This is a genomic window from Sphingobium sp. B7D2B, from assembly GCF_025961895.1.
Taxonomy (GTDB): domain Bacteria; phylum Pseudomonadota; class Alphaproteobacteria; order Sphingomonadales; family Sphingomonadaceae; genus Sphingobium.
Map to the genome: position 1 here is coordinate 2745424 of NZ_JAOQOM010000001.1, position 24894 is coordinate 2770317.

Below are 24894 nucleotides of genomic sequence, written 5' to 3' on the forward strand. Positions count from 1 at the left end.
TGGACAAGGCCGCGACCTTCTGCAAAGCGGTTGGGAATGATGACACTGCCTGCCATAGCCAGATGCATCGGGACACGATGGCGCTGATCGCTCGACCCTTTCGACGCGACCCGACCCCAGTGACCAAGAGAGACGCACAGTGACTGCTGCAACCACCCTCCCCAATTCCCGCCCCAATTCCTTGCGCGCCCTGCCCGACGAGCGCGGCCATTTCGGCCAGTTCGGCGGCCGTTATGTGGCCGAGACGCTGATGCCGCTTATCCTTGACCTGGAGCGCGAGTATCGCGCCGCCAAGGAAGACCCGGCTTTCGAAGCCGAGTTCAATGGCCTGATGACGCATTATGTCGGCCGCCCCTCGCCGCTCTACTTCGCGGAACGGCTGACCGCTTATTATCGCGAGCGCGCCAAGCCCGGTTTCGGCGCCAAGATCTATTTCAAGCGCGAAGAGCTCAATCACACTGGCGCGCACAAGATCAACAATTGCATCGGCCAGATCCTGCTCGCCATCCGCATGGGCAAGACGCGGATCATTGCCGAGACCGGCGCCGGCCAGCATGGCGTGGCGACGGCGACCGTTTGTGCCCGCTTTGGCCTGCCGTGCACCATCTTCATGGGCGCTAAGGACATCGAGCGGCAGCAGCCCAACGTCTTCCGCATGAAGCTGCTCGGCGCCGAAGTGCGCCCCGTCACCAGCGGATCGCAAAGCCTCAAGGATGCGATGAACGAAGCGCTGCGTGACTGGGTCGCGACGGTCGAGAACACCTTTTACATTATCGGCACTGCCGCAGGTCCGCATCCCTATCCCGAGCTGGTGCGCGACTTCCAGAGCGTGATCGGCAAGGAAACCCGCGAGCAGATGCTGGCTGCCGAAGGGCGCCTGCCCGACCTGCTGATCGCGGCCGTCGGTGGCGGTTCCAATGCAATCGGGATGTTCCACCCGTTCCTGGACGATCCCGATGTGGCGATGGTCGGCACCGAGGCAGCGGGCCACGGCATCGATACGGACAAGCACGCCGCCAGTCTCACCGGCGGCAAGCCCGGTATCCTCCATGGCAACAAGACCTATCTGCTGCAGGACGAGGACGGCCAGATCACCGAGGCGCACTCGATTTCGGCGGGCCTCGATTATCCCGGCATCGGCCCCGAGCATAGCTGGCTGCACGAGAGCGGCCGCGTGCGCTATGTGCCGGTGACCGATGTGCAGGCTTTGGATGCGTTCCAGCTCTGCTCACAGCAGGAAGGCATCATCCCCGCCCTCGAAAGCGCTCACGCCCTCGCCGCGCTGGAGGCGGAGGCTACGGCGATGCCGCAGGACAAGCTGATCGTCGTCAACGTCTCCGGCCGCGGCGACAAGGACATCTTCACCGTCGCCCAGGCGCTGGGAGCGAAGATATGAACCGCCTCACCTCCACCTTCGCCCGCACCCGCTCAGAAGGGCGCGCCGCGCTCGTGACCTTCGTCACCGGCGGCGATCCGACGCCTGCTGACACCGCCTCTGTGCTCGATGCGCTGGTCGCGGGCGGCGCGGATGTGATCGAGCTGGGGATGCCGTTCACTGATCCCATGGCGGACGGGCAGGCCATTCAGTCCGCCAATCTGCGCGCGCTGGGGGCGGGGATCAGCACGGCGAAGATCTTCGAGATCGCCGCCGCCTTCCGCGCCCGCCATCCGGAGACGCCGCTGGTGCTGATGGGCTATGCCAACCCGATGACCGTACGCGGCGCCGACTGGTTCGCCGCCGAATGTGCCAAGGCGGGTGTCGACGGCGTGATTTGCGTCGACATTCCGCCCGAGGAAGATGCAGAGCTTGGCCCGGCGCTGCGCGGCGCTGGCGTCTCGCTGATCCGCCTCGCCACACCAACCACGGATGCCGCGCGCCTGCCGGCCGTGCTGGAGGGCGCCTCGGGCTTCCTTTATTATGTATCCGTCGCCGGCATCACCGGCTTGCAGCAGGCCGCGCAGACCAGCATCGAGTACGCCGTCGCAAAGCTCAAGGCCGCCACCGACCTGCCCGTCGCCGTGGGCTTCGGCGTGCGCACGCCCGAGCAGGCCGCCGCCATCGGCGTGGTGGCTGAAGGGGTCGTCGTCGGCTCGGCCATCGTCGAGCTGGTCGGCAAGCATGGCGCCCAGGCCGCTGGCCCGGTCCGCGACTTCGTGGCGACCCTGCGCGCCGCGCTCAATCAGAAGGAGAAAGCCGCATGAGCTGGCTGAACCGCGTTCGCAATGCCCTGCCCTTCATCGCCAAGAAGGCCGAGACACCGGACAATCTCTGGCACAAATGCACAAGCTGCGGTCAGATGATCTTCCAGAAAGAATGGGACGAGAATCTCTCGGTCTGCCCGCGCTGCGACCATCATGGCCGGATCGGCCCGCACACCCGGTTCGCGCACATCTTCGATGAGGGCACGATGCACATCCTGCCCGCACCGGTGGTCAAGGAAGACCCGCTCAAGTTCCGCGATTCCAAGCGCTACACCGATCGCCTGAAGGCCGCTCGCGCGCAGACCGGCGACCAGGATGCGTTGATCAATGCCTCCGGCCGGATCGAGGGCCAGCCGGCTGTTGTCGGCGTGCAGAACTTCGCCTTCATGGGCGGCTCGATGGGCACGGCGGTCGGCGCGGCCTTCGTCGCCGGCGTGCAGGAAGCGGTGCGCCAGTCCTGCCCTTATGTGATCTTCACAGCGGCTGGCGGGGCGCGGATGCAGGAGGGCATCCTTTCGCTGATGCAGATGCCCCGTGCCACCGTCGCCGTGCAGCAACTGCGTGCGGCTGGCCTGCCTTACATCGTGGTGCTGACCGATCCGACCACCGGGGGCGTGACTGCCAGCTATGCGATGCTGGGTGACGTGCAGATTGCCGAGCCCAATGCGCTGATCGCCTTCGCCGGTGCCCGCGTGATCGAGAACACCATCCGCGAGAAGCTGCCCGAGGGCTTCCAGCGCGCCGAATATCTGCTCGCACACGGCATGATTGACATGGTGACGCATCGCAAGGAAATGAAGGCGACGCTGGCCAAGACGATCGGCTATCTGACGACGAAGCAAGCGGCATAAAACCACCGATTTCCGTCCCGTCCGCGCCTGCCTGAGGACTCGCCGACCTGCGCAGCAGGGCGAGTCTCCCGGCAAGGCAGGCCGGGCAGCACCTGACCCAGAGGCCCTGCGATGGCTGACCACGCCGTTTCCGACCACCCTGCTGTGCAGGCACAACTCGATCGCCTGATGGCGCTTTCGCCCGGCCGTGACGTGCTGGGGCTGGAGCGCATCAGCGAACTCGTCCGCCGGCTGGGCAACCCGCATCTGGAGATGCCGCCGGTCTTCCACGTGGCCGGCACCAACGGCAAGGGATCGACCTGCGCCTATTTGCGCGCGGCGCTGGAAGCCGACGGCAAGAGCGTCCATGTCTTCACTTCTCCCCATCTGGTGCGGTTCAACGAGCGCATTCGCCTTGCCGGCACGTTGATCGACGATGACACGCTCGCCCGCGCGCTGGAGCAAGTGCTCGACATCGGCGGCGATCTGAACGCCAGCTTCTTCGAGATCACCACCGCCGCAGCTTTCATGCTGTTCGCCACCGTGCCGGCGGATGCCTGCGTGATCGAGGTGGGTCTGGGCGGACGGCTGGACGCGACGAACGTCATTCAGGCGCCGGTCGCCTGCGGTATCGCCTCGCTGGCGATCGACCATGAGAGCTTCCTGCTCGCGCCGGACCATGACGTGCCGGAAGACCCGCTGAGCCGCATCGCCTTTGAGAAGGCCGGCATCGCCAAGGCCGGGGCGCCATTGGTCACCCAGCATTATCGCCCAGCGATGAACGCCACGATCGCCCGCGTGGCCGATAAGGCCGGTGCCGCGCATCTACCGCGCGGGCGGAGCTGGGACATCGCCGAATATCAGGGCCAATTGCACTATCGCGACGAAGCCGGGCGCATCGAATTGCCGACGCCCCGCCTCCACGGCGCTCATCAGATATCCAATATGGGCCTCGCCATCGCGATGCTCCGCCACCAGCAGGCCGTGCCATTGCCCGAGGCCGCGCTGCGCGCCGCGCCGCTCTGGGCGCACTGGCCCGCGCGCATGCAGCGTCTGGAAGGCGGTCCGCTCAACGCGATGCTGCCCGGGCGGACGCTGATGCTCGATGGCGGGCATAATCCCGATGCCGGCAAGGCGCTGGCCGAGGCGCTGACGGAAAGCCATCTGGCCGATGAGGGCATCGACCTGATCATCGGCATGCTCTCGAACAAGGACGTCGCCGGCTTCCTCAAGCCGCTCCGTCCCTTGATCCGCTCGATCCGCTCGCTGCCGGTGCCCGGCCATGAGCATCACGGCCCGGAGGTCTTCGCGCAGGTCGCCCGCGCATGGGAAGTACCGCACCGCAGCTTCACCACGATCCAGGAGGCGCTGACGGATGTCGCCGCCGGGCCGCGACGCACCGTGCTCATGGCGGGCACGCTCTATCTGGCCGGGCAGGTGCTGGTCGCGAACAACCAGCCGCCGGTCTGAGGCGCGTCGCTAATCGTCCTGCGTGCTGGGCTGTCGCACGGACTCCACCACGAAGCCTTTCGTCCACATGATCCAGAGCAGGATCATGCCCGGAATGGCGGCCACGACGGTGAATGCCCAGAAACCGACCCAGCCCAGCCCCTCGGCGAGATAGCCCGAAGGCGTCGAGAGCCATGTCCGGCCGACTGCGGCGAAGGATGAGAGCAAAGCAAACTGCGTCGCGGTATAAGCCAGGCTCGACAGGCCGGACAGGTAGGTGACGAACACCGTTAGGCCGATGCCGCTGGTGAAATTCTCCGCCCCCACCGCCAGCGCGAGCATCGGCGTCGAATGGCCGGCCATGGCGAGCGCGCAGAACAGCAGGTTGGAGAGCATCATCATCGCGCCGGAGACGAACAGCGCGCGCCCCATGCCCAGCCGGGCGATGAACGGCGCGCCCAGCGCCGACCCGGCGATCAGCGCGGCAAAGCCGACGAACTTGTTGACGGTGACATATTCGGTGTCGGTAAAGCCCAGCTCGACGATCATCGGCGCCAGCATCACCTGCCCCATGGCATCGCCGATCTTGTAGATCAGCACGAAGCCCAGGACGAGGAAGGCGCCGTGACGGGAGAGAAACTCGCGGAATGGATTGACGATGGTCTCCTTGAGCCAGTCGCCCATCGCTAGCCCCTCGCGCACCGCGCGGTGCTCCACATAGCGCCCCGTCCCCGCCAGCAGCGCGCCAATCGCTGCCGGGAGCACGCAAAAGGCAGTGATGCCATAGGCGACGGCCCAGCCCAGCCCGGCGCCCTCGGTCGAGGCGAGGAAGATCGTCCCAGCGCCGGCCAGCAGATTGCCGGTGCGATAGCCGAACTGGTTCATCGCCGTACCGTGCGGCAGTTCCTGCTCGCTCAGGATTTCGATGCGATAGGCATCGATCACGATATCCTGCGTGGCGGAGAGGAAGGCGACGGCGATGGCCCAGAGCGCAAAGCGCGCCAGATCGGTCGCCGGATCGCTGGCGCCCAGTTGCCAGATCGCGCCAAACAGCAGCGCCTGAATGAAGAACAGCCATGCGCGCCGCTGCCCGAACAAGCGGGTGAGCACAGGCAGCGGCACCTTGTCGACCAGCGGCGCCCACAGGAATTTGAGCGTGTAGGGGGTCGTCAGGCCGATGGCGAAGCCGATCGTGGACTTGTCGATGCCGACCTTGGAGAGCCAGAAGGTCATGGTCGCAAGCAGCAGCGTCAGCGGAAAGCCGCTCGATATGCCGAGCAGGAACGCGACGAACGGCATGGGCCGCAAATAGGGACGAAAGCTTGGAACGAAGAAGCCGCTCGCCACGACTGCACCGACAATCACGGCGAATATGAGGGTCTGCGACATGCACACTCCGACTGCTTGGGCCTGAACGCGCAGTCTTAGAGCGCTATGCCGGAATTCAAAGCATCGTTTTTGCCGGCGCGCCTCAACGCAGCCCTCAGTTGCGCTTGAAGAGCTTCAGCCCCGCCGGCAGCCGGCCAGGCGAACGCCCGCCGATCACCCGCTCGCACACGCCAATGGCACGGATAAGATCGCGCGGCAGAAACGGCTTGGAGAGGCACCCGAGCGCAATGTCCTGATCCCGCGCTTCCTCCGGGCAGGTGGCCGTCGCGAATAGCACGGCGATGCCGAGTTCGCGGGCATGGCGGGCCAACTCGACGCCCGAGCGGACACCGGCAAGCCGCACATCGGTTACCACCAGATCGACCGCGCCCTGTTCGAGGATGATCGCCGTCGCTTCCCGGAAGCGATCGACCGTCGCGACCACCTCATAGCCGGCCGTCTGGAGGGTATGTTCTTCATCGAATGCGAGCAGCGGCTCATCCTCGACGATCAGGATGCGGCGTATTCGCTGCGTCTCCTTCGAGAAAAACATTGCCGCCTCATTCCCGTTGCGCCAAACCGCAGACCGAAAACGGATCGATCCCGGCGCACAAAAACGCTAGGTCGCGCGGCTGCGATTCGCCAGTGCAGCGATGACACAGCCGCCCCAAAAACGGACACAGATTTTGTCGAACACTCGTGGACCTTCCGGACCTCGCCGTCCCCAGCGCCCTGTAGCCGGTGCTACCGATCGTCGAGCCCAGCCGCCCAGAGCGCGCCGGGGCGCAGGCCGCGTCGCGCCGCAGGTGCGCCAGGCCGCCGATGATGGCACCGCGCGAGAGGGCGAGCGCATTGCCAAGCTGATGGCCCGCGCGGGCGTCGCCTCCCGCCGGGATGTCGAGCGGATGATCGCCGAAGGGCGCGTGGCGCTGAACGGCACGCTGGTGGAAACGCCCGCAACGCTGCTCAAGTCGCTGCGCGGCGTGACGGTGGATGGTGTGGCGGTGAAAGAACCCGCACCGGCCCGCATGTTCCTGTTCCACAAGCCCGCAGGTCTCCTCACCACCGCCAAAGACCCCGCCGGGCGCCCGACCATTTATGATCGCCTGCCCGCCGACCTGCCGCGCGTGATGCCGGTCGGCCGGCTCGATCTCAACACAGAAGGCCTGCTGCTGCTCACCACCGATGGCGAGCTGAAGCGGCAGCTGGAACTGCCTTCCACCGGTGTCGAGCGCACCTATCGCGCGCGCGCGTTCGGGGAGATCAGCCAGGCCCAGCTGGAAGAACTGATCGAGGGCGTCGAGATTGAGGGGATGCGCTATGGCCGCATCGACGCCAATCTGGAGCGGCGGACAGGGCGCAATCAGTGGATTGAAATGACGCTGACCGAAGGGAAGAACCGCGAAGTGCGGCGCGTGCTCGAACATCTCGGCCTCAAGGTCAGCCGGCTGATCCGAACTCGCTACGGTCCCTTCGTGCTGGGCGATTCCGCGCCGGGTGAGGTGGCCGAGGTGCGCCAGGTCGATCTCATCAAGTTCCGCAAGACGCTCAAATGAGGATCATCTCAGGACAATGGCGGGGCCGGCCCCTGGTGGCGCCAATCGGCGAGGAAACGCGCCCGACAGCGGATCGCACACGCGAGACGCTGTTTTCGATGCTCACCAGCCGGCTGGGCTCATTCGAAGGGCTTGCGGTGGGCGATTTCTTTGCCGGCTCCGGCGCACTGGGCCTAGAGGCGCTGTCGCGCGGGGCGGCGACATGCCTGTTTGTCGAGCGCGATCGGGCTGCGATCACAGCCTTGCGCCAAAATGCCGAAAAGCTCGGACTTGCGCGCCCCGACATCCGCCAGAACGATGTTCTTGCGCTTGGCGCCACGTCGGCGCCGCTGGATGTGATTTTCATGGACCCGCCTTATGGCACCGGCGCGGGTGCCGTCGCTCTGGACAAGCTTGCCCGGCTCGGCTGGGTCGGCCCCAGCACCTGGGTGAGCATCGAGACCGAAAAGCGGGAAGAGATCGCGGTCAAAGGCTTCGATTGCGATGCCGAGCGCGTGGTCGGCAAGGCCAAATTGGTCCTGCTGAGGCCGGCAACCTAGACGGACGCCGACCTCAGCAGAAGCTCAGTTAATTATCGCCCGCCGGGGTTCTTGCACCCGTCCTTCACGGTGCGCGAGCACACCGGATATTCTGCCGGGGGCTGCGGAGCGGTCTGCTCCACGGGCCGCTGCGGCATCATCTCAACCTGACCACCACCGGGGGGCGGAGGCGGCGGCGTCATCGTGCCGCCGGGTGCAGGGGGCGGCGGGGGAGCCGGCGGCGGCGGCGGGTTCATGCCATCGCCGGGCATGGGGTTACCAGTCGGCGGGGGCATGGTGTCCGTCCCGCCCGGCATCGGCCCGGGTGTGTCGCCCGGCATCGGCGCGGTCGCGGACGGTGGGCCGACCGGCGCGCCACCCGGAGGCGGCATGTCTTGTGCGTGGGCAGCGAAGGCCAGTGCCGAAGCGGCACCGCAGGCGAGAATGGTTGAGAAGCGCATGATCGCATCCTCCTATGAGTGATCGTTCTTGTGGGATGGAAATCCCGCAACGGGACAGCCGTTCCGCGGGAACCATCCGCCGCAGACCGCCGGGGGCGTAATCGGGATGAAGCGGTCGGAACGCACGCCAAGGCCCTTGCCCCCGCCCCACCCGTTCCCTAGTTGTTCGCCTGTGACCGATCCTTTGCCAGCCCCCTCTCCTGCCGACCCGCCTTATATCCAGGGTCTCAATGCGCCGCAGCGCGAGGCCGTGCTGACCACGGAAGGGCCAGTTCTGGTTCTGGCCGGCGCGGGCACGGGCAAGACGGCAGCGCTGACAGCGCGCCTCGCGCATCTGGTGGCGACCCGCCGCGCCTGGCCTTCCGAGATCCTGTGCGTCACCTTCACCAACAAGGCCGCGCGCGAGATGCGCGAGCGCGTGGGGCGAATGATCGGCGAAGCGGTCGAGGGCATGCCTTGGCTCGGCACCTTCCACTCCGTCTGCGCCAAGATGCTGCGGCGCCATTCCGAACTCGTCGGGCTGCAGAGCAATTTCACGATCCTGGATACCGACGACCAGCTGCGCCTGATGAAGCAGATCATCGTCGCCGAGGGGATCGATGAGAAGCGCTTCACCGCCCGCGCGCTGGCCGGCCTTATCGACAAGTGGAAGAACAAGGGCCTCACACCCGGCGAGATCGACGCGGGCGAGAGCGAGGCCTTCGCCAATGGCAAGGGCGCGGCGATCTATGCGCTGTATCAGGCCCGCCTGCGCGCGCTCAACGCATGCGATTTCGGCGATCTGCTGCTGCACATGCTGACGATCTTCAAGACCGATCGCGAGGTGCTGGAGCAATATCAGCAGCGGTTCCGCTACATCATGGTGGACGAATATCAGGACACCAACACCAGCCAGTATCTCTGGCTGCGGCTGCTCGCCCAGCAGCGCAAGAACATCTGCTGCGTTGGCGATGATGACCAGAGCATCTATAGCTGGCGCGGCGCGGAAGTGGCGAACATCCTGCGCTTCGAGCGCGATTTTCCCGGCGCCGCGATCATCAGGCTGGAGCAGAATTATCGCTCGACGCCGCATATCCTCGCCGCGGCCTCCGGCGTCATCGCGCAGAATGGCGGACGGCTCGGCAAGACCTTGTGGACGCAGGAGGCCGATGGCGAGAAGCTGCGCGTCATCGGCGTGTGGGACGGGCCGGAAGAGGCCCGCCGCGTCGGCGAGGAGATCGAATCGCTGGAACGGCAGGGCGTCGGCGCCGAGAAGATCGCCATCCTCGTGCGCGCCTCCTTCCAGACTCGCGAGTTCGAGGACCGCTTCATCCAGATCGGCCTGCCCTACCGTATCGTCGGCGGCTTCCGCTTTTATGAGCGTGCCGAAATCCGCGATGCGCTGGCTTATCTGCGCCTCGTCAACCAGCCGGCGGATGATCTTGCGTTCGAGCGGATCGTCAACGTGCCCAAGCGCGGCCTTGGCGACAAGGCGGTCGAGAAGGTGCACCGCCTCGCCCGCGCCATGGGGGAGCCGCTCACCAGCGCGGCGGCCCGTATTCTCGACACGGACGAGCTGACCCCGCAGGCGCGGCGCTCGCTAGGGCGGTTCATCGGCGATCTCGCCCGCTGGCGCGATCTCGCCAATGCGATGAACCACGCCGATCTCGCGCGCCAGATTCTCGACGAAAGCGGCTACACCGCTGCGTTGCAGGCCGAGCGTACCACGGAGGCCAGCGGGCGGCTGGAGAACCTGCAGGAACTCACCCGCGCCATGGAGGAATATGAGACGCTCGGGGCCTTCCTCGAGCATGTCAGCCTCGTCATGGACAATGAGGCGCAGGCCGATGAAGCCAAGGTCACGCTGATGACCATCCACGCCGCCAAGGGGCTGGAGTTCGACACCGTCTTCCTCGCCGGCTGGGAGGATGGCCTGTTCCCCTCGCAACGCGCGCTCGATGAGGGCGGCCTCGCCAGCCTGGAGGAAGAGCGCCGGCTGGCTTATGTGGCGATCACCCGCGCGCGCCAGCGCTGCCTGATCCTGCACGCCGCCAACCGGCGGGTCTATGGCCAGTGGACCAGTTCCATCCCCTCGCGCTTCATTGGCGAATTGCCCAAGGAGACGGTGGACGAGGAAAACACCATGTCCGGTGGCGCAAGCCTTTGGCGCGCCAACTGGTCCGAGCGGGACGATCCCTTCGCCAATGTGGCGCGCGGCTCAGGGCGCGGACCGGGCTGGCAGCGTGCGCAAAGCCAGTTCTCGCGCGAGCCGACGCGCCTCGTCGAAGCGCGGCAGAGCGCCGTGAGCCTCGGAAACAAGGGCCGCAGCGACATCAGCCTCGGCACCCGCGTCTTCCACCAGAAGTTCGGATATGGGACGGTGACGGGCATCGAGGGCAACAAGCTGGAAATCGATTTCGAGCAGGCCGGCGCCAAACGGGTTCTGGACAGCTTCATCAGCCTCGCCTGAGGTGCGGTACCTCAGGCGGCACAATTGTGTTCATGACGCCGCAGGTGCCCCAGGAAAAATGACAAGCTGCTTTATTTCCTGATGACTCATTAACCCTGTTTTCTTAGGGCGGAGCTGCGACCCGAAGGGCGCTGGCAGCCCCAGTGCTCAAACTCGGCCCGGCGGAGCGTGGGTTCCTGCCGGGCCTTTTTCGTTCCGCCCAAGCGAAGGCGCGCGGCAATCGAAAATCTTTGCCCTGCGCGCGTTTTGGTCCGTTGCGCCGTCGCCAGCCTTGCGCCAAGGAACATGCATGGTCAGCCCATCTTCTCGCGAGCCTGACGGCACCGCCGGGCGCAAGCCACCGACCCATCCCTTTCAGATCGGCGCCTTCCGCGCCTATCTGATGGTCCGCCTGTCGACGATCCTCGCATCGAACGGTATGGCGCTGATCATCGCATGGGAAGCCTACAACATCGCGCGCCAGACCATGTCTCCCGGGCAGTCGGCGGCGCAATTGGGGCTGATCGGCCTCATCCAGTTTGTCATGGTCTTCGTGCTGACCCCCTTTGCGGGACTCGTCGCGGACAATTACTCGCGCACCCGCATCGCCATGGGCACGCTCTCGCTGCTGCTCTTCTCGGCAGGGATTTTGGCGCTTTCCAGCTATGAAGGGTGGATCAGCCTGCCGCTGATCTTCGCCCTCGCCGCGCTGATCGGCTTTGCCCGCGCTTTCCAGGGGCCAGCGCTCGGCTCCTTGGGCCCGAACATCGTCCCCAAGGACCTGCTGCCCCGCGCCATCGCATTCAGCAGCATGTTCTGGCAGGCCGGCAGCATCGTCGGGCCGGCCGTCGCCGGCTACGCCTATGCGTTCAAGCCCTATTTCGCCTACATGTTCAGCAGCGCGCTGTTCGGCATGGCGGTCATCGGCATGATCTTCGTGGGCAAGGTCCCGCAAGCGGCCCGCCAGCGCGACCGTCATCCGATCGGCCAGATCATTGACGGCCTCACCTATGTGCGCACCAACCGGCTGGTGTTCGGCGCCATCACGCTCGATCTCTTTGCCGTGCTGCTGGCCGGCACCACGGCGCTTCTCCCGGTCTATGCGCGCGATGTGCTTCACATCGGTTCGCAGGGCCTGGGGCATCTTGCCGCAGCGCCGGGCATCGGCGCAGGGCTGACCGCTCTCTTCTTCTCCTTCCGACCGCTGCGCCACAATGTCGGGCTGAAGATGATGCTCTCGGTCGGCATCTTCGGGCTGGCCACAATCGTCTTCGGCCTCACCGCCTTCATGCCGCAGCAGACCGCGATCATCGTCGCCCTGTTCGCCATGGCGACGTGGGGCAGTGCGGACATGTTCTCGGTGTTCGTCCGCCAGTCGCTCATCCAGCTCCACACGCCCGACGACATGCGCGGCCGCGTGACCAGCGTATCGATGATGACGATTTCCGCCTCCAACGAGCTGGGCGATGCCGAGTCGGGCTTTCTCGCCGCGCTCATCGGGCCGATCGCGGCTGTGATTGCGGGTGGCGTCGGTGCGATTGCCATCACCTTGTGGTGGTCGCGCCTTTTCCCTGAATTGCGGAACGCCCGGACCTTCGATCCGCCCGAGGTTCATTTACGACCTTCCCACGCGGGCGCTGCTCCCGCAAAAGAAGGATAGAGTCCGCCCCTTGCAAATCTCTATCAATTAAGTTTTAATTGATCGATCGCCTTATGGAGGATTGCCCATGAAAGTCTCGTCCATTCTCGAAACGATCGGCGGCACGCCGCATATCCGCTTCAACCGCCTATTTGGCGATGCGAATGTCTGGATCAAGTCCGAGCGCTCCAACCCCGGCGGATCGATCAAGGACCGCATCGCGCTGGCCATGATCGAAGCTGCGGAAAAGGACGGCAGCTTGAAGCCCGGCGGTGTCATCGTCGAGCCAACCTCAGGCAACACCGGCATTGGTCTTGCCATGGTCGCCGCCGTGAAGGGCTATAAGCTCGTCCTCGTCATGCCCGAGAGCATGAGCCTTGAGCGCCGCCGACTGATGCTGGCCTACGGTGCCAGCTTCGACCTCACCCCGCGGGAAAAGGGCATGAAGGGCGCCATCGAGCGCGCGCTGGAGATCGTCGCGGCCACGCCGGGTGCGTGGATGCCGCAGCAGTTCGAAAATCCGGCCAATATCGATGTCCATGTCCGCACGACGGCGCAGGAAATCTTCAATGATTTCGCCGACGAGCCGCTGGATGCGCTGATCACCGGCGTCGGCACCGGCGGCCACATCACGGGCTGCGCGCAGGTGCTCAAGGCGATGTGGCCAAGCCTTAAGGTCTTTGCCGTGGAGCCGACGCTCTCCCCGGTCATCAGTGGCGGCGCGCCCGGCCCGCACCCGATCCAGGGCATCGGCGCCGGTTTCATTCCGGCCAATCTGCACACCGATCTGCTGGACGGCGTGATCCAGGTCGATCCCGCCGATGCCAAGGATTATGCCCGCCGCGCTGCCAGCGAGGAAGGCGTGCTGGTCGGCATCTCCTCCGGCGCGACGCTCGCCGCTATCGCCCAGAAGCTGCCGGAACTGCCCGCCGGCGCTAAGGTGCTGGGCTTCAATTACGACACTGGCGAGCGCTATCTTTCGGTGCCGGACTTCCTGCCCGAAGCCGGCTGATCCGGGCCGACCATCCCGTGCCGGCGAGCCGTTAAGACTTGCCGGCCGGAATTTCCCGTTATGGCACGGCCGTCCCTGTGGCCGGGCGGCTGGCCGTGCCGCTCTTGCCTAACGCTGCCTAAAGGCACACATACCGCCCCTCTCCGGCCGCGCATGGCGGCTTTGGCGGAAGGACGTATGGCAAGCAACGGTCTGATTGCGCGAAAATCGGCATTCCCGGCGCTCTCTTCGCGCCAAGGCCGACTCGTGCTGGCTGGCCTGCTGGGGCTGATCCTCACCGGCGCTCTGGCGCTGCTCGCCATCGGCAATCGCTCCAGCGTTACCGCCCTGTCCGGCAGCGAGGCCGTGAGCACAGCTCTGCCCAAGGCACCGGATAACAGCCCCGTGCCCGTCGTCGAGCCGCTGGTGCTCGACGCCTCCCATCCCGATCAGGCGCGCCAACTGAACGCGCAGATCCCCTTCTCGACCGCGCCCAATCCTGCCGCGCGCCCCTTCACGTTCAGGGGCGACGCGATGGCATTGGGCCGCGCAACCGACTGTCTTGCCGCCGCGATGATCTATGAGGCCGGCGACGACGCCAAGGGCCAGCGCGCTGTGGGACAGGTGGTGCTCAATCGCCTGCGCCACCCCGCCTTCCCCAAGACGGTGTGCGGCGTGGTCTTCCAAGGGCAGGAGCGCGCCACCGGCTGCCAGTTTACCTTTACCTGCGATGGTGCCATGGCGCGTCGCCCATCCCCGTCAGCCTGGGATCGCGCCCGGGGCAATGCGGCACGGATGCTCGCAGGCGATGTCTATGCGCCTGTCGGCTACAGCACCCATTATCATACCGACTGGGTGATGCCTTATTGGAGCAAGTCGCTCGACAAGGTCGCGGCGGTCGATACGCACCTGTTCTTCCGCTGGGAGGGCTGGTGGGGCACACCGCCGGCCTTTGCGCGGAGCCTCAGCATCGCTGCCGAGCCCGCCATCGCCAAGCTTGCCGCCTTGTCGCCCGTTCACGCCGATGATGGCGCGCTGGCCGGCACCTTGCCCGGCTCGCTGATCGACGACGCCACCGCACCGGCGTTGCTTGGTGCTGCGGATATCGGCAAGCGCATCGGCCCCGGTCGGCTGGCTGCCGTCGAACCCGGCGGCACAGGGTTTGTGATGACACTCGATCCGGGCGGCGACCCGGCCCGCTATGCCGACGCCGCCGCGCGCCTGTGCGCCGGGCGCGCGCAGTGTCGCTTGCTGGCCTGGACGAGCGATAAGGCGACGCCGCGCAGCTTCCCGGTCGCGGAAACCAGCCTCGCCTCCATGTCTTTCTCCTATATCCGCATGAAGGACAGCGGCATTGAGCGCACGCTCTACAATTGCGACGAGTTCCGCGACGTGCCGCGCGTCAGCTGCATGGTCCGCCGCACGCCGAGCGCACCCGCGCCCAAGCTGCTGGCCGACGAACGAGGTGAAGGCTCGCGGATCAACCTGCCGGACGGCGCGCGCCCCGTTGCCGACATGCAGCGCGGCGAGCTGGTGCCGCTCAAGCCCGGCGACGCCGCGCTGTTCAAGGCGCCGCTGCGGGCTGATGCGCCGGCATCTGCAAAGCCCTGAACCTCAGCCATCGACGTGAAAACGGCTCCCTCTCCGGAGAGAGGAAGCCGCTTCTTGATCCCGCAGGATAAGCCCGATCAGGCTGCCGTCAGGAACGCCTCCGGCGGCAGTTCCATCAGCACCTCGGCACCGCCCTCGATCTTGCGACGCAGTGCGCCGGCTTCCGGCATGATGCGCTCGGCGAAGTAGCGCGCCGTCACCAGCTTGGCCTTCATATAGTCGGGATTGCCTGTGCCGGCATTGAGCTGCGCCTGCGCGGCCATCGCCATACGCAGCCACATCATGCCCGTCGCGACGATGCCGGTGATGTGCATATAGGCGTAAGCCGCGGCGCCGGCATTGTTCGGGTTCTGCATGGCATTTTGCATCAGCCACATGGTCGCGGCCTGCAGCTGCTGATTGGCCTTCTCCAGAGCCTCAGCAATAGCAGCCGTCTCCGGCACGGCCTTGCCGGCGGCGACATCCTCAGCGACCATCTTGAACAGCGCCTGCACCGCGCGCCCCCCATTGGCGGGCAGCTTGCGGCCGACCAAATCCATCGCCTGAACGCCATTGGTGCCTTCGTAGATCATGGTGATCCGCGCATCGCGCACCGCCTGCTCCACGCCCCATTCGCGGATGTAGCCATGGCCGCCGAACACCTGCTGTGCCAGCACCGCGACGTCGAAGCCCTTGTCCGTGCCATAGCCCTTGATGACCGGGGTAAGCAGCGAGATGATGTCATCCGCCGCCTGACGCTCTTCCTCGGTCGGCGCATATTTGATGAGATCGACCTGCAGCGCGCCCCATAGCACCAGCGCGCGCAGGCCTTCGGTGAGCGCCTTGCACTCCATCAGCATCCGGCGGACATCGGGGTGCACGAACAGCGTATCGGCAGGCTTGTCCGGCTCTGCAGCGCCGGTCAGAGCGCGGCCCTGCCGTCGGTCCATCGCATAATGGACCGCCTGCTGATAGGCCAGCTCGCCTTGCGCGAGGCCCTGAAGGCCCACGCCGAGCCGTGCCTGGTTCATCATGATGAACATCGCAGCGAGGCCCTTATTCTCCTCCCCGATCATCCAGCCGGTCGCATCGTCATAGTTCATGACGCAGGTCGCGTTGCCGTGAATGCCCATCTTGTGCTCGATGGAACCGCAGGTGACGGCGTTGTGCGCGCCCAGCGAGCCATCGTCATCGACCATCATCTTGGGCACGAGGAAGAGCGAGATGCCCTTGCTGCCGGCCGGAGCGCCCGGCGTCTTTGCCAGCACGAGGTGGATGATGTTCTCGGCCATGCTGTGCTCGCCGGCCGAGATGAATATCTTGGTGCCGGTGATCTTGTAGCTGCCATCATCCTGCGGCAACGCGCGCGTCTTGATGAGGCCGAGGTCGGTGCCGCAGTGCGGCTCGGTCAGGTTCATGGTGCCGCACCACTGGCCGGAGACCATGTTGGGCACATATTTCTGCTTGAGCGTATCGTCGCCCTTGGCGAGGATCGCGCTGACCGCGGCGCCGGTCAGGCCGTGATACATGTTGAAGCCGTGGTTCGATGCCGTGAAATATTCCTCGGCGGCGATCGCCAGGACGATGGGCAGCCCCTGCCCGCCATATTCCTCCGGCGCATGCAGCGTGGTCCAGCCACCCGCGACGAACTGGTCGAAGGCCTCCTGAAAGCCCGGCGGCGTCGTCACCGTGCCATCGTCATTGCGCTTGCAGCCAATCTGGTCGCCCACGGCATTGAGCGGGCTGAGCACCTCGCTGGCGAACTTGCCGCCCTCTTCGAGAATGGCCTGAACGATATCGCTGGTCGCCGAAGCAAAGCCGGGATTGTTCGTCAGACGCTCCAGCCCGACGATCTCGTTGAGGATGAACATGGTGTCGGCGACGGGCGCCTTATAGCTGGGCATGGGCCTCTCCGTGGTAGAAAGTCTTAGTTGAGTTCGCCTGACAGGCGCTGATTTTCCTCGACGAGCGCGACGAAATTCTTCAGCTCTTCAATCGCTTCGTCGATATCCTGCCGCTGCCGCTGGAGCAATCCGATCCGCTCCTCGCATTTGGCGACGGTAAATTCGCGCTGGGTGCGCCGACCGTCGCCGGCATCGTACAGGTCGATCATGTCGCGGATTTCGGCCAGGCTGAATCCCACCCGCTTGCCGCGCAAGATCCACGCGAGCCGCGCGCGATCGCGATGGCTGTAAACCCGCGTCAGGCCCTGCCGGCGCGGCGAGATGAGTTCCTCATCCTCGTAAAAGCGCAGAGCGCGCGGCGTTACTTCGAATTCATCGCACAGGTCGGAGATCGAAAACTCTTCCCGCCCGTCCCGTTCCGGCTGGGGAATGCCGGCAATCATCTGGAGCTTCGTCATTGCATCCATCCTTCCGTGAAGGTCAGACGCGCAGTTTACGTTTACGTCAACGGAAAATCAACCCCTCCGCGCCGGCGTCCCGGGGAGACTGAGCGACATATCCGTAACCGATCAATGGGCGTGCGGCTCGCGGTCGATCCATTCGAGCCCGTCATCCGTGACGCGGCGATAGAAACAACTGACGCGGCCCGTGTGGCAGGCCGGACCCACGGGCTTGACCAGCAGCCAGATGGCGTCCTGATCGCAATCTATCCGCATGTCGACGATGTGGAGTTCGTTGCCGGACTCCTCGCCCTTGCGCCAGAGCTTGTCCCGGCTCCGGGACCAGAAATGGGCAACGCGCGTTTCGATCGTCGCAGCCAGAGCCTGCGCGTTCATATGCGCGAGCATCAGCAATTCGCCGGTATCGACATTGCTCGCCACGGCTGTGATCAACCCGTCGCGGTCATAGCGAGGATTGAGCCGCAGCCCTTCCTCCCGATCATCGTCTGCTTTTGCCATGCCGTGCCTATAGGCGGCGCGCGACGGGCTGTCAGCCCCGCGTACGCAGCGCAGCGGCCAGGCATCCAAATCTCGGAAAAGAAAATGGGGCGATCGACGGGATCCGAACCCGCGACCTCTGGTACCACAAACCAGCGCTCTAACCAACTGAGCTACGATCGCCACAGCGTCCATCGACGCTATCGAGAGGCGGCCCATAATGCCCGGGGAGGACCGCCGTCAAGCACAGAGCGCGCCCCTTTCGGGATTAGCACGCTTTTCCCGGCAGACCGGGCATCGTCAGCCCTCACCCCGGCTGAAAATCAAAAAGGCCAGGCGGAGCCCGGCCTTTGCCGACATGGGACGTCGCGTTCCCTGTCGGCGATCCAATCAAGCGGTGCCCCGGCCGGAAAGCGCGGGGCAACGATCGATCGAGTTGATTAGTTGACGGCGTCCTTGAGACCCTTGCCGGCCTTGAACTTCGGCTGGCTGGAAGCCTTGATCGCCATGGTTTCGCCGGTGCGCGGGTTGCGACCGGTCGAGGCCTTGCGCTGCGAAACGGAGAACGTGCCGAAGCCAACGAGGCGAACTTCATCGCCCTTCTTGAGAGCGGCGGTGATCGCGTCGAACACTGCCTCAACAGCCTTGTTCGCATCGGCCTTGGTGAGGCCGCTCTGATCCGCGACCGAACTGATGAGATCCTGCTTGTTCATGCCTTGGGAACCCCCTTCTTGAGAAAACTTGTGGTGGGAATCATGCGACGAAGGCGCGCATAAAGGCTTGCTTCGTCGCAAGTGTCAAAGAGATTTGCGCCTCAAACCCGTTAAAAACCCTGATTTACGCTGTTTTTCACGATGATCGGTCCGGTCCGGGCGACGGACCGGCCCATTTACGACGATCCTTAACCGCCCTTAACTTCAAATCGGGCTGTTTTGGGCATCGGTGTCATGACGATCATCGCGAGACTCAGTGCCGCATCCGCTGCTCATGCTCGGCTGCCGAGCCGATCGGAGGCTGGGCGGCGAGATCATCTTCCTCGGACCAGTCAATCGGCGTGAGCGCCCCGGTGAGCGCGCGAGCAAGCACCTCGTCCACATGGCTCACCGGCACGATTTCAAGGCCTTCCTTGATGTTCGCCGGAATCTCCACCAAGTCCTTCTCATTCTCCTGCGGAATGAGCACGGTCTTGATCCCCCCGCGCAGCGCAGCGAGCAGTTTTTCCTTCAGCCCGCCAATGGGCAGAACCCGGCCGCGCAGCGTCACTTCGCCGGTCATCGCGACATCCTTGTGGACGGGGATGCCGGTCAACGTCGAGACGATGGAGGTCACCATGCCGATGCCAGCGCTCGGCCCATCCTTGGGCACGGCGCCTTCGGGAAGGTGGATATGAATATCCTTGCGGTTGAAGATGCTCGGCTTGATGCCATAAGCCGGGGCGCGCGCCTTCACATAGGAGAAAGCCGCCTGCACCGACTCGGTCATCACGTCGCCGAGCTTGCCGGTCGTCTTGATCTGGCCCTTGCCGGGGACCGTCACCGATTCGATGGTGAGCAGTTCGCCGCCCACTTCCGTCCAGGCAAGGCCGGTGACGGCACCGATCTGGTGCTCTTCCTCGGAAATGCCGTGACGGAATTTCCGCACGCCCGCATAATCGCCGAGATTCTCCGGCGTGATGGTCACGCTGGTTTCCTTGCCCTCAAGAATCCGGCGGAGCGCCTTGCGCGCCAGACGCGCAATCTCGCGCTCGAGCGTCCGCACGCCCGCTTCCCGCGTATAATAGCGAATGAGGTCGCGCAGCGCGGCTTCCTCGATGGCGAATTCGCCTTCTTTCAGCCCATGGGCCTCGATCTGCTTTTCGATCAGATGCCGCTGGGCAATCTCCAGCTTTTCATCCTCGGTGTAGCCCTCCAGCCGGATGATCTCCATGCGATCGAGCAGCGCCTGCGGAAGATTGAGGCTGTTGGCAGTCGTGACGAACATCACATCCGACAGATCGAGGTCGATCTCCAGATAATGGTCCTGGAACTTGCTGTTCTGCTCCGGGTCCAGCACCTCGAGCAGCGCCGATGCCGGATCGCCCCGGAAATCCTGGCCGAGCTTGTCGATCTCGTCGAGCAGCACCAGCGGGTTCATCGCGCCGGCCTTTTTGAGGTTGGACGCGATCTTGCCCGGCATGGAGCCGATATAAGTGCGGCGATGGCCCCGAATCTCGGCCTCGTCCCGCACGCCGCCCAGCGACTGGCGCACGAACTCGCGGCCTGTCGCCTTGGCAATGGAACGACCGAGCGAGGTCTTGCCGACACCCGGCGGACCGACGAGGCACAGGATCGGCCCTTTCAGCTTGTCAGAGCGCGCCTGCACGGCGAGATATTCGATAATCCGGTCCTTGACCTTGTCGAGCGCGAAGTGATCGGCATCCAGCACTTCCTGCGCCTTCACCAGATCCTTTTTAAGCTTGCTCTTCTTGCCCCACGGCACGCCGAGCAGCGCATCGAGATAATTGCGGACCACCGTCGCTTCGGCCGACATGGGCTGCATGGAGCGCAGCTTCTTGAGCTCGGCTTCCGCCTTGCTGCGCGCTTCCTTGCTCAGGCGCGTCTTCTTGATCTTCTCGGTCAGCTCGGAAAGCTCATCGCCCTCCTCGCCTTCGCCGCCGCCCAGCTCGCGCTGGATCGCCTTGAGCTGCTCGTTGAGATAATATTCGCGCTGGGTCTTCTCCATCTGGCGCTTCACGCGGCCACGGATTTTCTTCTCGACCTGCAGCACGCCGAGTTCGCCTTCCATGAAGGCAAAGACCATTTCCAGGCGCTTGAGCGGATCACCCTCGACCAGCAGCGACTGCTTGTCGGCGACCTTCACGGCCAGGTTGGCCGCAATGAAATCGGACAGGCGGCCAGCCTCGGTGATCTCGCGCAATTGCGCGGCAGCTTCCGCCGGCAGCTTCTTGTTGAGCTTGGCGTAATTCTCGAACTGGTCGGTGACCGAGCGCATCATCGCCTCGACCTCGGCGCCGCCCACGACGATATCGTCCAGCGGCGCCACGGTGGCGACGATATGATCCTCAGCATCCGTCAACGCGGTCAGGGAGGCGCGCTGCTTGCCTTCCACCAGCACGCGGACATTGCCATCGGGCAGCTTGAGCATCTGCACGATGCTGGCAATGACGCCCATGTCGTAAAGCGCTTCCCGGTCCGGATCGTCCTCGCTCGGGTCGAGCTGCGCGACGAGGAAGATGTCCTTGTCGCCCGCCATCGCCTTTTCAAGCGCCGTCACGCTCTTGTCGCGTCCCACGAACAGGGGCACGATCATCTGGGGGAAAACGACGATATCCCGCAGCGGCAAGAGAGGCAGATCAAGATCCATTGTCACTCCAATCCAGCCAGGGGGCCTTACCCCTGAGCCTGCGAACCGCCTTCGTGCAGAAGGGGCCGCTTCACAACCCGGTCGCTTTTCCCGCGCATCGCGAAAAACGATCAATGCATCATATCGTTCAGCCGCGCGCGCATTTCAACGGCGCGAAAAGCTACTGACTGCCGAACTGGTTAAGCGCGGGTAAAACTATCGCCTTTTTACGCCGATCAGAAGGGCATCTTGAAGCCCGGCGGCAGCGGCAGACCAGCAGTCATCTTGCTCATCTGCTCGTTGGCGGCTTCATCCGCCTTGGCGCGCGCATCATTGAAGGCGGCGACAATCAGGTCTTCCAGCATCGTCTTGTCGGCTGGCACGATCAGGCTCTCATCGACCGAAAGGCCAAGGATACGGCCCTTGGCGCTCGCCCGCACCTTGACCAGTCCGCCGCCGGACGCACCCTCGACCTCGATATTATCGAGTTCGGCCTGCGCCTTCTGCATTTCCTCCTGCACCCGGCTGGCCATGCCGAGAATGTCGTTGAGGTCCTTCATCAGCCTTCACTCCTATATTGCTCATCTTCCGGGTCCACGAGCCGTGCTCCGGGGAATGCTTCCAGCGCGGCAGCCACGATAGGGGCAGCGCTGATCTGGGCAAGCCGCGCTTCCTTGGCGGCCTGCTCCTGCTCGCGCAGACTTGGCTGGCCGTGGGCGTCCGTCGAGCGGACATCCCAGACCTCGCCCGTCACCTCACGCAACGCCGCCGCTACTTGCCGGGGGAAATCGGCGTCGAGCGGCTGGAGGATGCGGAAGGCCAGCTCCGGCGGAGCATAATGCACAAGGCTCACATAATCATGCAGCTCCGCGCTGAGCCGGGCATGGCGCGCCTTGAGCGCCTCGACCATCGCCGCAAAATCCGTCGGCAGCGCTGGCGTTGCCGCTTCCGGCTCAGGCGCGGCTGCCGGCGCGGGCGGCGGCGGAGCGCTCGGGGCCGACTGGGCCGCTTCGCTCAACGTCCCACTGGGCGCAGGGGCCGGCATCGTCAGGCTCGCCTGCCCGCCACCGGCACCGTCGCGGATGAGCCGCGCGAGTTCCGCCGGATCCGGCATGGCGGATGCGTGAATGAGCCGCAGGAGCGCCATCTCGCACGCCGCATGGGGTCGCGCCGCAGCAGCCACTTCGGCATGGCCTTTGAGCAGCAATTGCCACAACCGATGCAGCACCGGGAAAGACAATTGCTCTGCCCAGCCGGCAATCGCGCCGCGCTCGGCCTCCGGCATCCGGTCGAGGCCGGCACCGCGCCCGGCCTTGGCCGTCGTCGCGGCATGGATGAGATCGAGCAACGCATTCACCGTGGCGAGCGGCTCGACGCCAAGCGCTTCCTGCTCGCCCAATGTCGCCAGCACCGCCGGTGCATCGCCATCGAGAATCTGGTCGAACAGCCGCCGCGTCGCGCCGCGATCCGACAGGCCGAGCATTTCGCGAACCTGATCGGCCTGCACGTAGGGCCGTCCATCCTCGCCGACCCCGGCATGCGCAATCGCCTGATCGAGGATCGACTGACCATCGCGCGCCGAGCCTTCCGCGGCGGTGGCAATGAGGCGCAGGGCATCGTCCTCGGCGACGACGCCTTCCTTGCCGCAAATCATGCGGAAATTATCGACCAGCAGTTCCACCGGGATGCGCCGCAGGTCGAAGCGCTGGCAGCGGGAGAGCACCGTGATCGGCACCTTGTTCACCTCGGTGGTGGCGAACAGGAATTTCACATGCTCGGGCGGTTCCTCAAGAGTCTTGAGCAATGCATTGAAAGCATTGCGCGAGAGCATGTGGACTTCGTCGATGATGTAGATTTTGAACCGTGCCGAGACCGCCGCATAGCGCACCGCCTCGATGATCTCGCGCACATCGTCGACGCCGGTGTGGCTGGCCGCGTCCATCTCGATCACATCGATATGGCGCCCCTCGGCAATCGCCTTGCACGGCTCGCACACGCCGCAGGGATCGATGGTCGGCCCGCCCTGCCCGTCGGGACCGACGCAATTGAGCGCCTTGGCGATCAGCCGCGCGGTAGAGGTCTTCCCCACCCCGCGCACGCCGGTCATCAGGAAGGCGTGGGGCAAACGCTCACGCTTGATCGCATTGGCGAGCGTGCGCACCATCGCCTCCTGGCCGATCAGTTCGGCAAAGGTCTGCGGGCGATAAGCGCGGGCCAGCACGCGATAGGCGGGCGCGTCCGGCCCAGCGATGGGCGCGACAGCCGCTGGCGGCCGGGGCGGTTCGCCGAGGTCGAAGCCCGGATCGTCTGAGGAATCGGTCATTGGGCCCGTTCTAGCCGCACTCGCGCCAGAAGTTAATGCGCCATCGGGGTGCGGACGGATCGCCGCAGGAACGGCAGCGCGATGCCGATGAAGATGAGGCCCATCCCCGCCAGATGATAGCCATGCAGCGGCTCGTTCAGCAGCAATGCCGCCAGCAGCGCACCGAACACCGGTTGCAGGTTGATCACCTGCCCGGCATCGCCCGCCCCGATCTGGTCCACCGCCAGGTTGAACAGAAAGTAGGCGACCAGCGAGGGCAGCAGGATGACATAGGCCACGCCCGCCGCCACGCCGGGCGTCATGATCACCCGCGCATGCGTCAGTTCATAAGCGGACAGGGGCGCCATGCACAGCACGCCGATGAACGCGGTGATGGCCAGAAAGCTCAGCCCGTGGATCTTCGGCCGCAGGCGCAGAAACACCGTGTAGAGCGACCAGAGGCTAACCGCGCACAGCACCAGCAGATCGCCCCGGTTGAACACCATCGAGAACAGGGCCGAAGGATTGCCCTGCAGGATGATCGTGAGCACGCCGGCAGCGGCCATGATCACGCCCACCACCTGCATAGCGCGCGGGCGATTGCGGAAGAACAGGAAATCGAACAACAGCACCAGCGCCGGAATGGCGGCCTGGATGAGCAGGCTGTTCGCCGCCGTCGTATATTGCAGGCCGGAATACATGAACGCGTTGAAGCAGCCGACGCCGATCACGCCGAGGAACAGGATGATCTTCCAGTTGGCTTTCGCCACGGGCCAGTCCTGCCGCAAATAGCGCCAGGCGACCGGCAATGCGATCAGCGTCGCGCCGCTCCAGCGCCAGAAGGCCAGTGTGAAGGGCGGCATTTCCGTGTGGATGGCCCGCGCAACCACGGAGTTGCCGGACCAAAGCAGCATCACCAGCACCAGCATGAGATAGACGATGGTTCGGGATCTGCCGGCCATGAACTCAGTCCTTTCGCGCGCGCCGCTCAGCCACGAAAGCGCGGCCTGCCTATGACGCCATGCCCATGACGCCCTATCCTGCCCCCGGCAAGTCCGCGCGCAGGCCCGCAAGCAGAAGAGCGCTGCAGAACAAGGCGATGACAATGAAGAGGAGGTGGAAGCCGGAACGACCCGCAGCGAATTCGTTGTGGCTGCTTCCGTCAGGACCTGACCAGGTTGGCGAAGACTACGTCCGCCCGACTTCCGCGGCGCATATGGCGGCATGAGGCGGGAAATGCAAGCGGCGCGAGGCCAGCCGTGAGGTCACTTTCCCGTCAATCCCGCCAACGCGGGAATCCAGGAGCGGAAGAGCGGTTCAGCTGGTTCTGGATTTCCTTGTTCACGAAGATGACGGAGAACGACGGGAGTGGCCAG

General features: G+C 65.0%; 21 protein-coding genes, 1 tRNA gene and 1 other RNA gene. 10 read left to right on the plus strand and 13 right to left on the minus strand.

Annotation, left to right across the window (positions count from 1 at the left end):
- Positions 1-139 precede the first annotated feature (139 nt).
- The 4 genes from trpB (at position 140) to M2341_RS12740 (ending at position 4502) form a co-directional block, all read left to right on the plus strand.
- A complete protein-coding gene (gene trpB / locus M2341_RS12725; protein ID WP_264585490.1) occupies positions 140-1396 on the plus strand; it encodes a tryptophan synthase subunit beta in 1257 nt (418 codons plus the stop codon).
- Entirely contained in the window at positions 1393-2202 is an 810-nt protein-coding gene (gene trpA, locus M2341_RS12730) for a tryptophan synthase subunit alpha (RefSeq protein ID WP_264585491.1), read from the plus strand. The genes trpB and trpA overlap by 4 nt, the downstream gene beginning before the upstream one ends.
- Entirely contained in the window at positions 2199-3053 is an 855-nt protein-coding gene (gene accD / locus M2341_RS12735; RefSeq protein ID WP_264585492.1) for an acetyl-CoA carboxylase, carboxyltransferase subunit beta, read from the plus strand. Before trpA ends, accD begins: the two co-directional genes overlap by 4 nt.
- Before the next feature lie 111 nt (positions 3054-3164).
- Positions 3165-4502 (plus strand): bifunctional folylpolyglutamate synthase/dihydrofolate synthase, encoded by a 1338-nt coding sequence (locus tag M2341_RS12740; protein WP_264585493.1) that lies wholly within the window; start codon positions 3165-3167, stop codon positions 4500-4502.
- A 9-nt stretch (positions 4503-4511) separates the two neighbouring features.
- On the opposite strand, the gene M2341_RS12745 is transcribed toward M2341_RS12740, so the two are convergent.
- Positions 4512-5870 carry an AmpG family muropeptide MFS transporter gene (locus M2341_RS12745; RefSeq protein WP_264585494.1) on the minus strand — a complete coding sequence of 453 codons (1359 nt, stop codon included), beginning with the start codon at positions 5868-5870 and terminating at the stop codon, positions 4512-4514.
- Between the two features lie 94 nt (positions 5871-5964).
- Positions 5965-6402, minus strand: coding sequence for a response regulator (locus tag M2341_RS12750; protein WP_181560256.1), 438 nt, complete (start codon positions 6400-6402; stop codon positions 5965-5967).
- Between the two features lie 100 nt (positions 6403-6502).
- Here M2341_RS12750 and M2341_RS12755 point away from each other — a divergent pair, with 100 nt between their 5' ends.
- Positions 6503-7405: a pseudouridine synthase gene (locus M2341_RS12755; RefSeq protein ID WP_264570927.1), complete on the plus strand. Its 903-nt coding sequence runs from the start codon at positions 6503-6505 to the stop codon at positions 7403-7405.
- A complete protein-coding gene (gene rsmD / locus M2341_RS12760) occupies positions 7402-7944 on the plus strand; it encodes a 16S rRNA (guanine(966)-N(2))-methyltransferase RsmD (RefSeq protein ID WP_264585495.1) in 543 nt (180 codons plus the stop codon). Before M2341_RS12755 ends, rsmD begins: the two co-directional genes overlap by 4 nt.
- Positions 7945-7976: 32 nt before the next feature.
- Here rsmD and M2341_RS12765 read toward each other — a convergent pair whose 3' ends face one another.
- On the minus strand, positions 7977-8384 hold the full coding sequence (locus tag M2341_RS12765) for a hypothetical protein (RefSeq protein ID WP_264585496.1): 408 nt from the start codon (positions 8382-8384) through the stop codon (positions 7977-7979).
- Between the two features lie 106 nt (positions 8385-8490).
- Between M2341_RS12765 and M2341_RS12770 the strand changes: the two genes are divergently transcribed.
- From M2341_RS12770 to M2341_RS12785, 4 genes are all read left to right on the plus strand, one after another.
- Positions 8491-10833, plus strand: a complete 2343-nt coding sequence (locus M2341_RS12770) for an ATP-dependent helicase (RefSeq protein ID WP_264585497.1) — start codon at positions 8491-8493, stop codon at positions 10831-10833.
- Positions 10834-11122: 289 nt separating this feature from the next.
- Positions 11123-12472 carry an MFS transporter gene (locus M2341_RS12775; protein ID WP_264585498.1) on the plus strand — a complete coding sequence of 450 codons (1350 nt, stop codon included), beginning with the start codon at positions 11123-11125 and terminating at the stop codon, positions 12470-12472.
- Between the two features lie 67 nt (positions 12473-12539).
- On the plus strand, positions 12540-13463 hold the full coding sequence (gene cysK, locus M2341_RS12780) for a cysteine synthase A (protein WP_264585499.1): 924 nt from the start codon (positions 12540-12542) through the stop codon (positions 13461-13463).
- A gap of 177 nt (positions 13464-13640) precedes the next feature.
- The gene (locus M2341_RS12785; RefSeq protein WP_264585500.1) at positions 13641-15053 is read left to right on the plus strand and encodes a cell wall hydrolase; all 1413 of its coding nucleotides are present in this window, start codon (positions 13641-13643) and stop codon (positions 15051-15053) included.
- 77 nt (positions 15054-15130) lie between these two features.
- On the opposite strand, the gene M2341_RS12790 is transcribed toward M2341_RS12785, so the two are convergent.
- The 10 genes from M2341_RS12790 to ffs form a co-directional block, all read right to left on the minus strand.
- On the minus strand, positions 15131-16936 hold the full coding sequence (locus M2341_RS12790; protein WP_264585501.1) for an acyl-CoA dehydrogenase C-terminal domain-containing protein: 1806 nt from the start codon (positions 16934-16936) through the stop codon (positions 15131-15133).
- A 23-nt stretch (positions 16937-16959) separates the two neighbouring features.
- Complete coding sequence (locus M2341_RS12795) at positions 16960-17394, minus strand: MerR family transcriptional regulator (RefSeq protein WP_181560264.1); 435 nt, start codon at positions 17392-17394, stop codon at positions 16960-16962.
- 111 nt (positions 17395-17505) lie between these two features.
- Positions 17506-17895 carry a phosphoribosyl-AMP cyclohydrolase gene (gene hisI, locus M2341_RS12800; protein ID WP_264585502.1) on the minus strand — a complete coding sequence of 130 codons (390 nt, stop codon included), beginning with the start codon at positions 17893-17895 and terminating at the stop codon, positions 17506-17508.
- Positions 17896-17980: 85 nt separating this feature from the next.
- A tRNA-His gene (locus tag M2341_RS12805) sits at positions 17981-18057 on the minus strand.
- A 257-nt stretch (positions 18058-18314) separates the two neighbouring features.
- The gene (locus M2341_RS12810; RefSeq protein ID WP_181560266.1) at positions 18315-18587 is read right to left on the minus strand and encodes an HU family DNA-binding protein; all 273 of its coding nucleotides are present in this window, start codon (positions 18585-18587) and stop codon (positions 18315-18317) included.
- 253 nt (positions 18588-18840) lie between these two features.
- Positions 18841-21237 (minus strand): endopeptidase La, encoded by a 2397-nt coding sequence (lon, locus tag M2341_RS12815; protein ID WP_181560267.1) that lies wholly within the window; start codon positions 21235-21237, stop codon positions 18841-18843.
- Between the two features lie 215 nt (positions 21238-21452).
- A complete protein-coding gene (locus M2341_RS12820) occupies positions 21453-21776 on the minus strand; it encodes a YbaB/EbfC family nucleoid-associated protein (RefSeq protein ID WP_264570937.1) in 324 nt (107 codons plus the stop codon).
- The gene (locus M2341_RS12825; protein WP_264585503.1) at positions 21776-23539 is read right to left on the minus strand and encodes a DNA polymerase III subunit gamma/tau; all 1764 of its coding nucleotides are present in this window, start codon (positions 23537-23539) and stop codon (positions 21776-21778) included. The genes M2341_RS12820 and M2341_RS12825 overlap by 1 nt, the downstream gene beginning before the upstream one ends.
- Positions 23540-23571: 32 nt before the next feature.
- Positions 23572-24480 (minus strand): DMT family transporter, encoded by a 909-nt coding sequence (locus tag M2341_RS12830; protein ID WP_264585504.1) that lies wholly within the window; start codon positions 24478-24480, stop codon positions 23572-23574.
- 150 nt (positions 24481-24630) lie between these two features.
- An RNA gene (gene ffs, locus M2341_RS12835) (signal recognition particle sRNA small type) lies at positions 24631-24728 on the minus strand.
- Positions 24729-24894 lie beyond the last annotated feature (166 nt).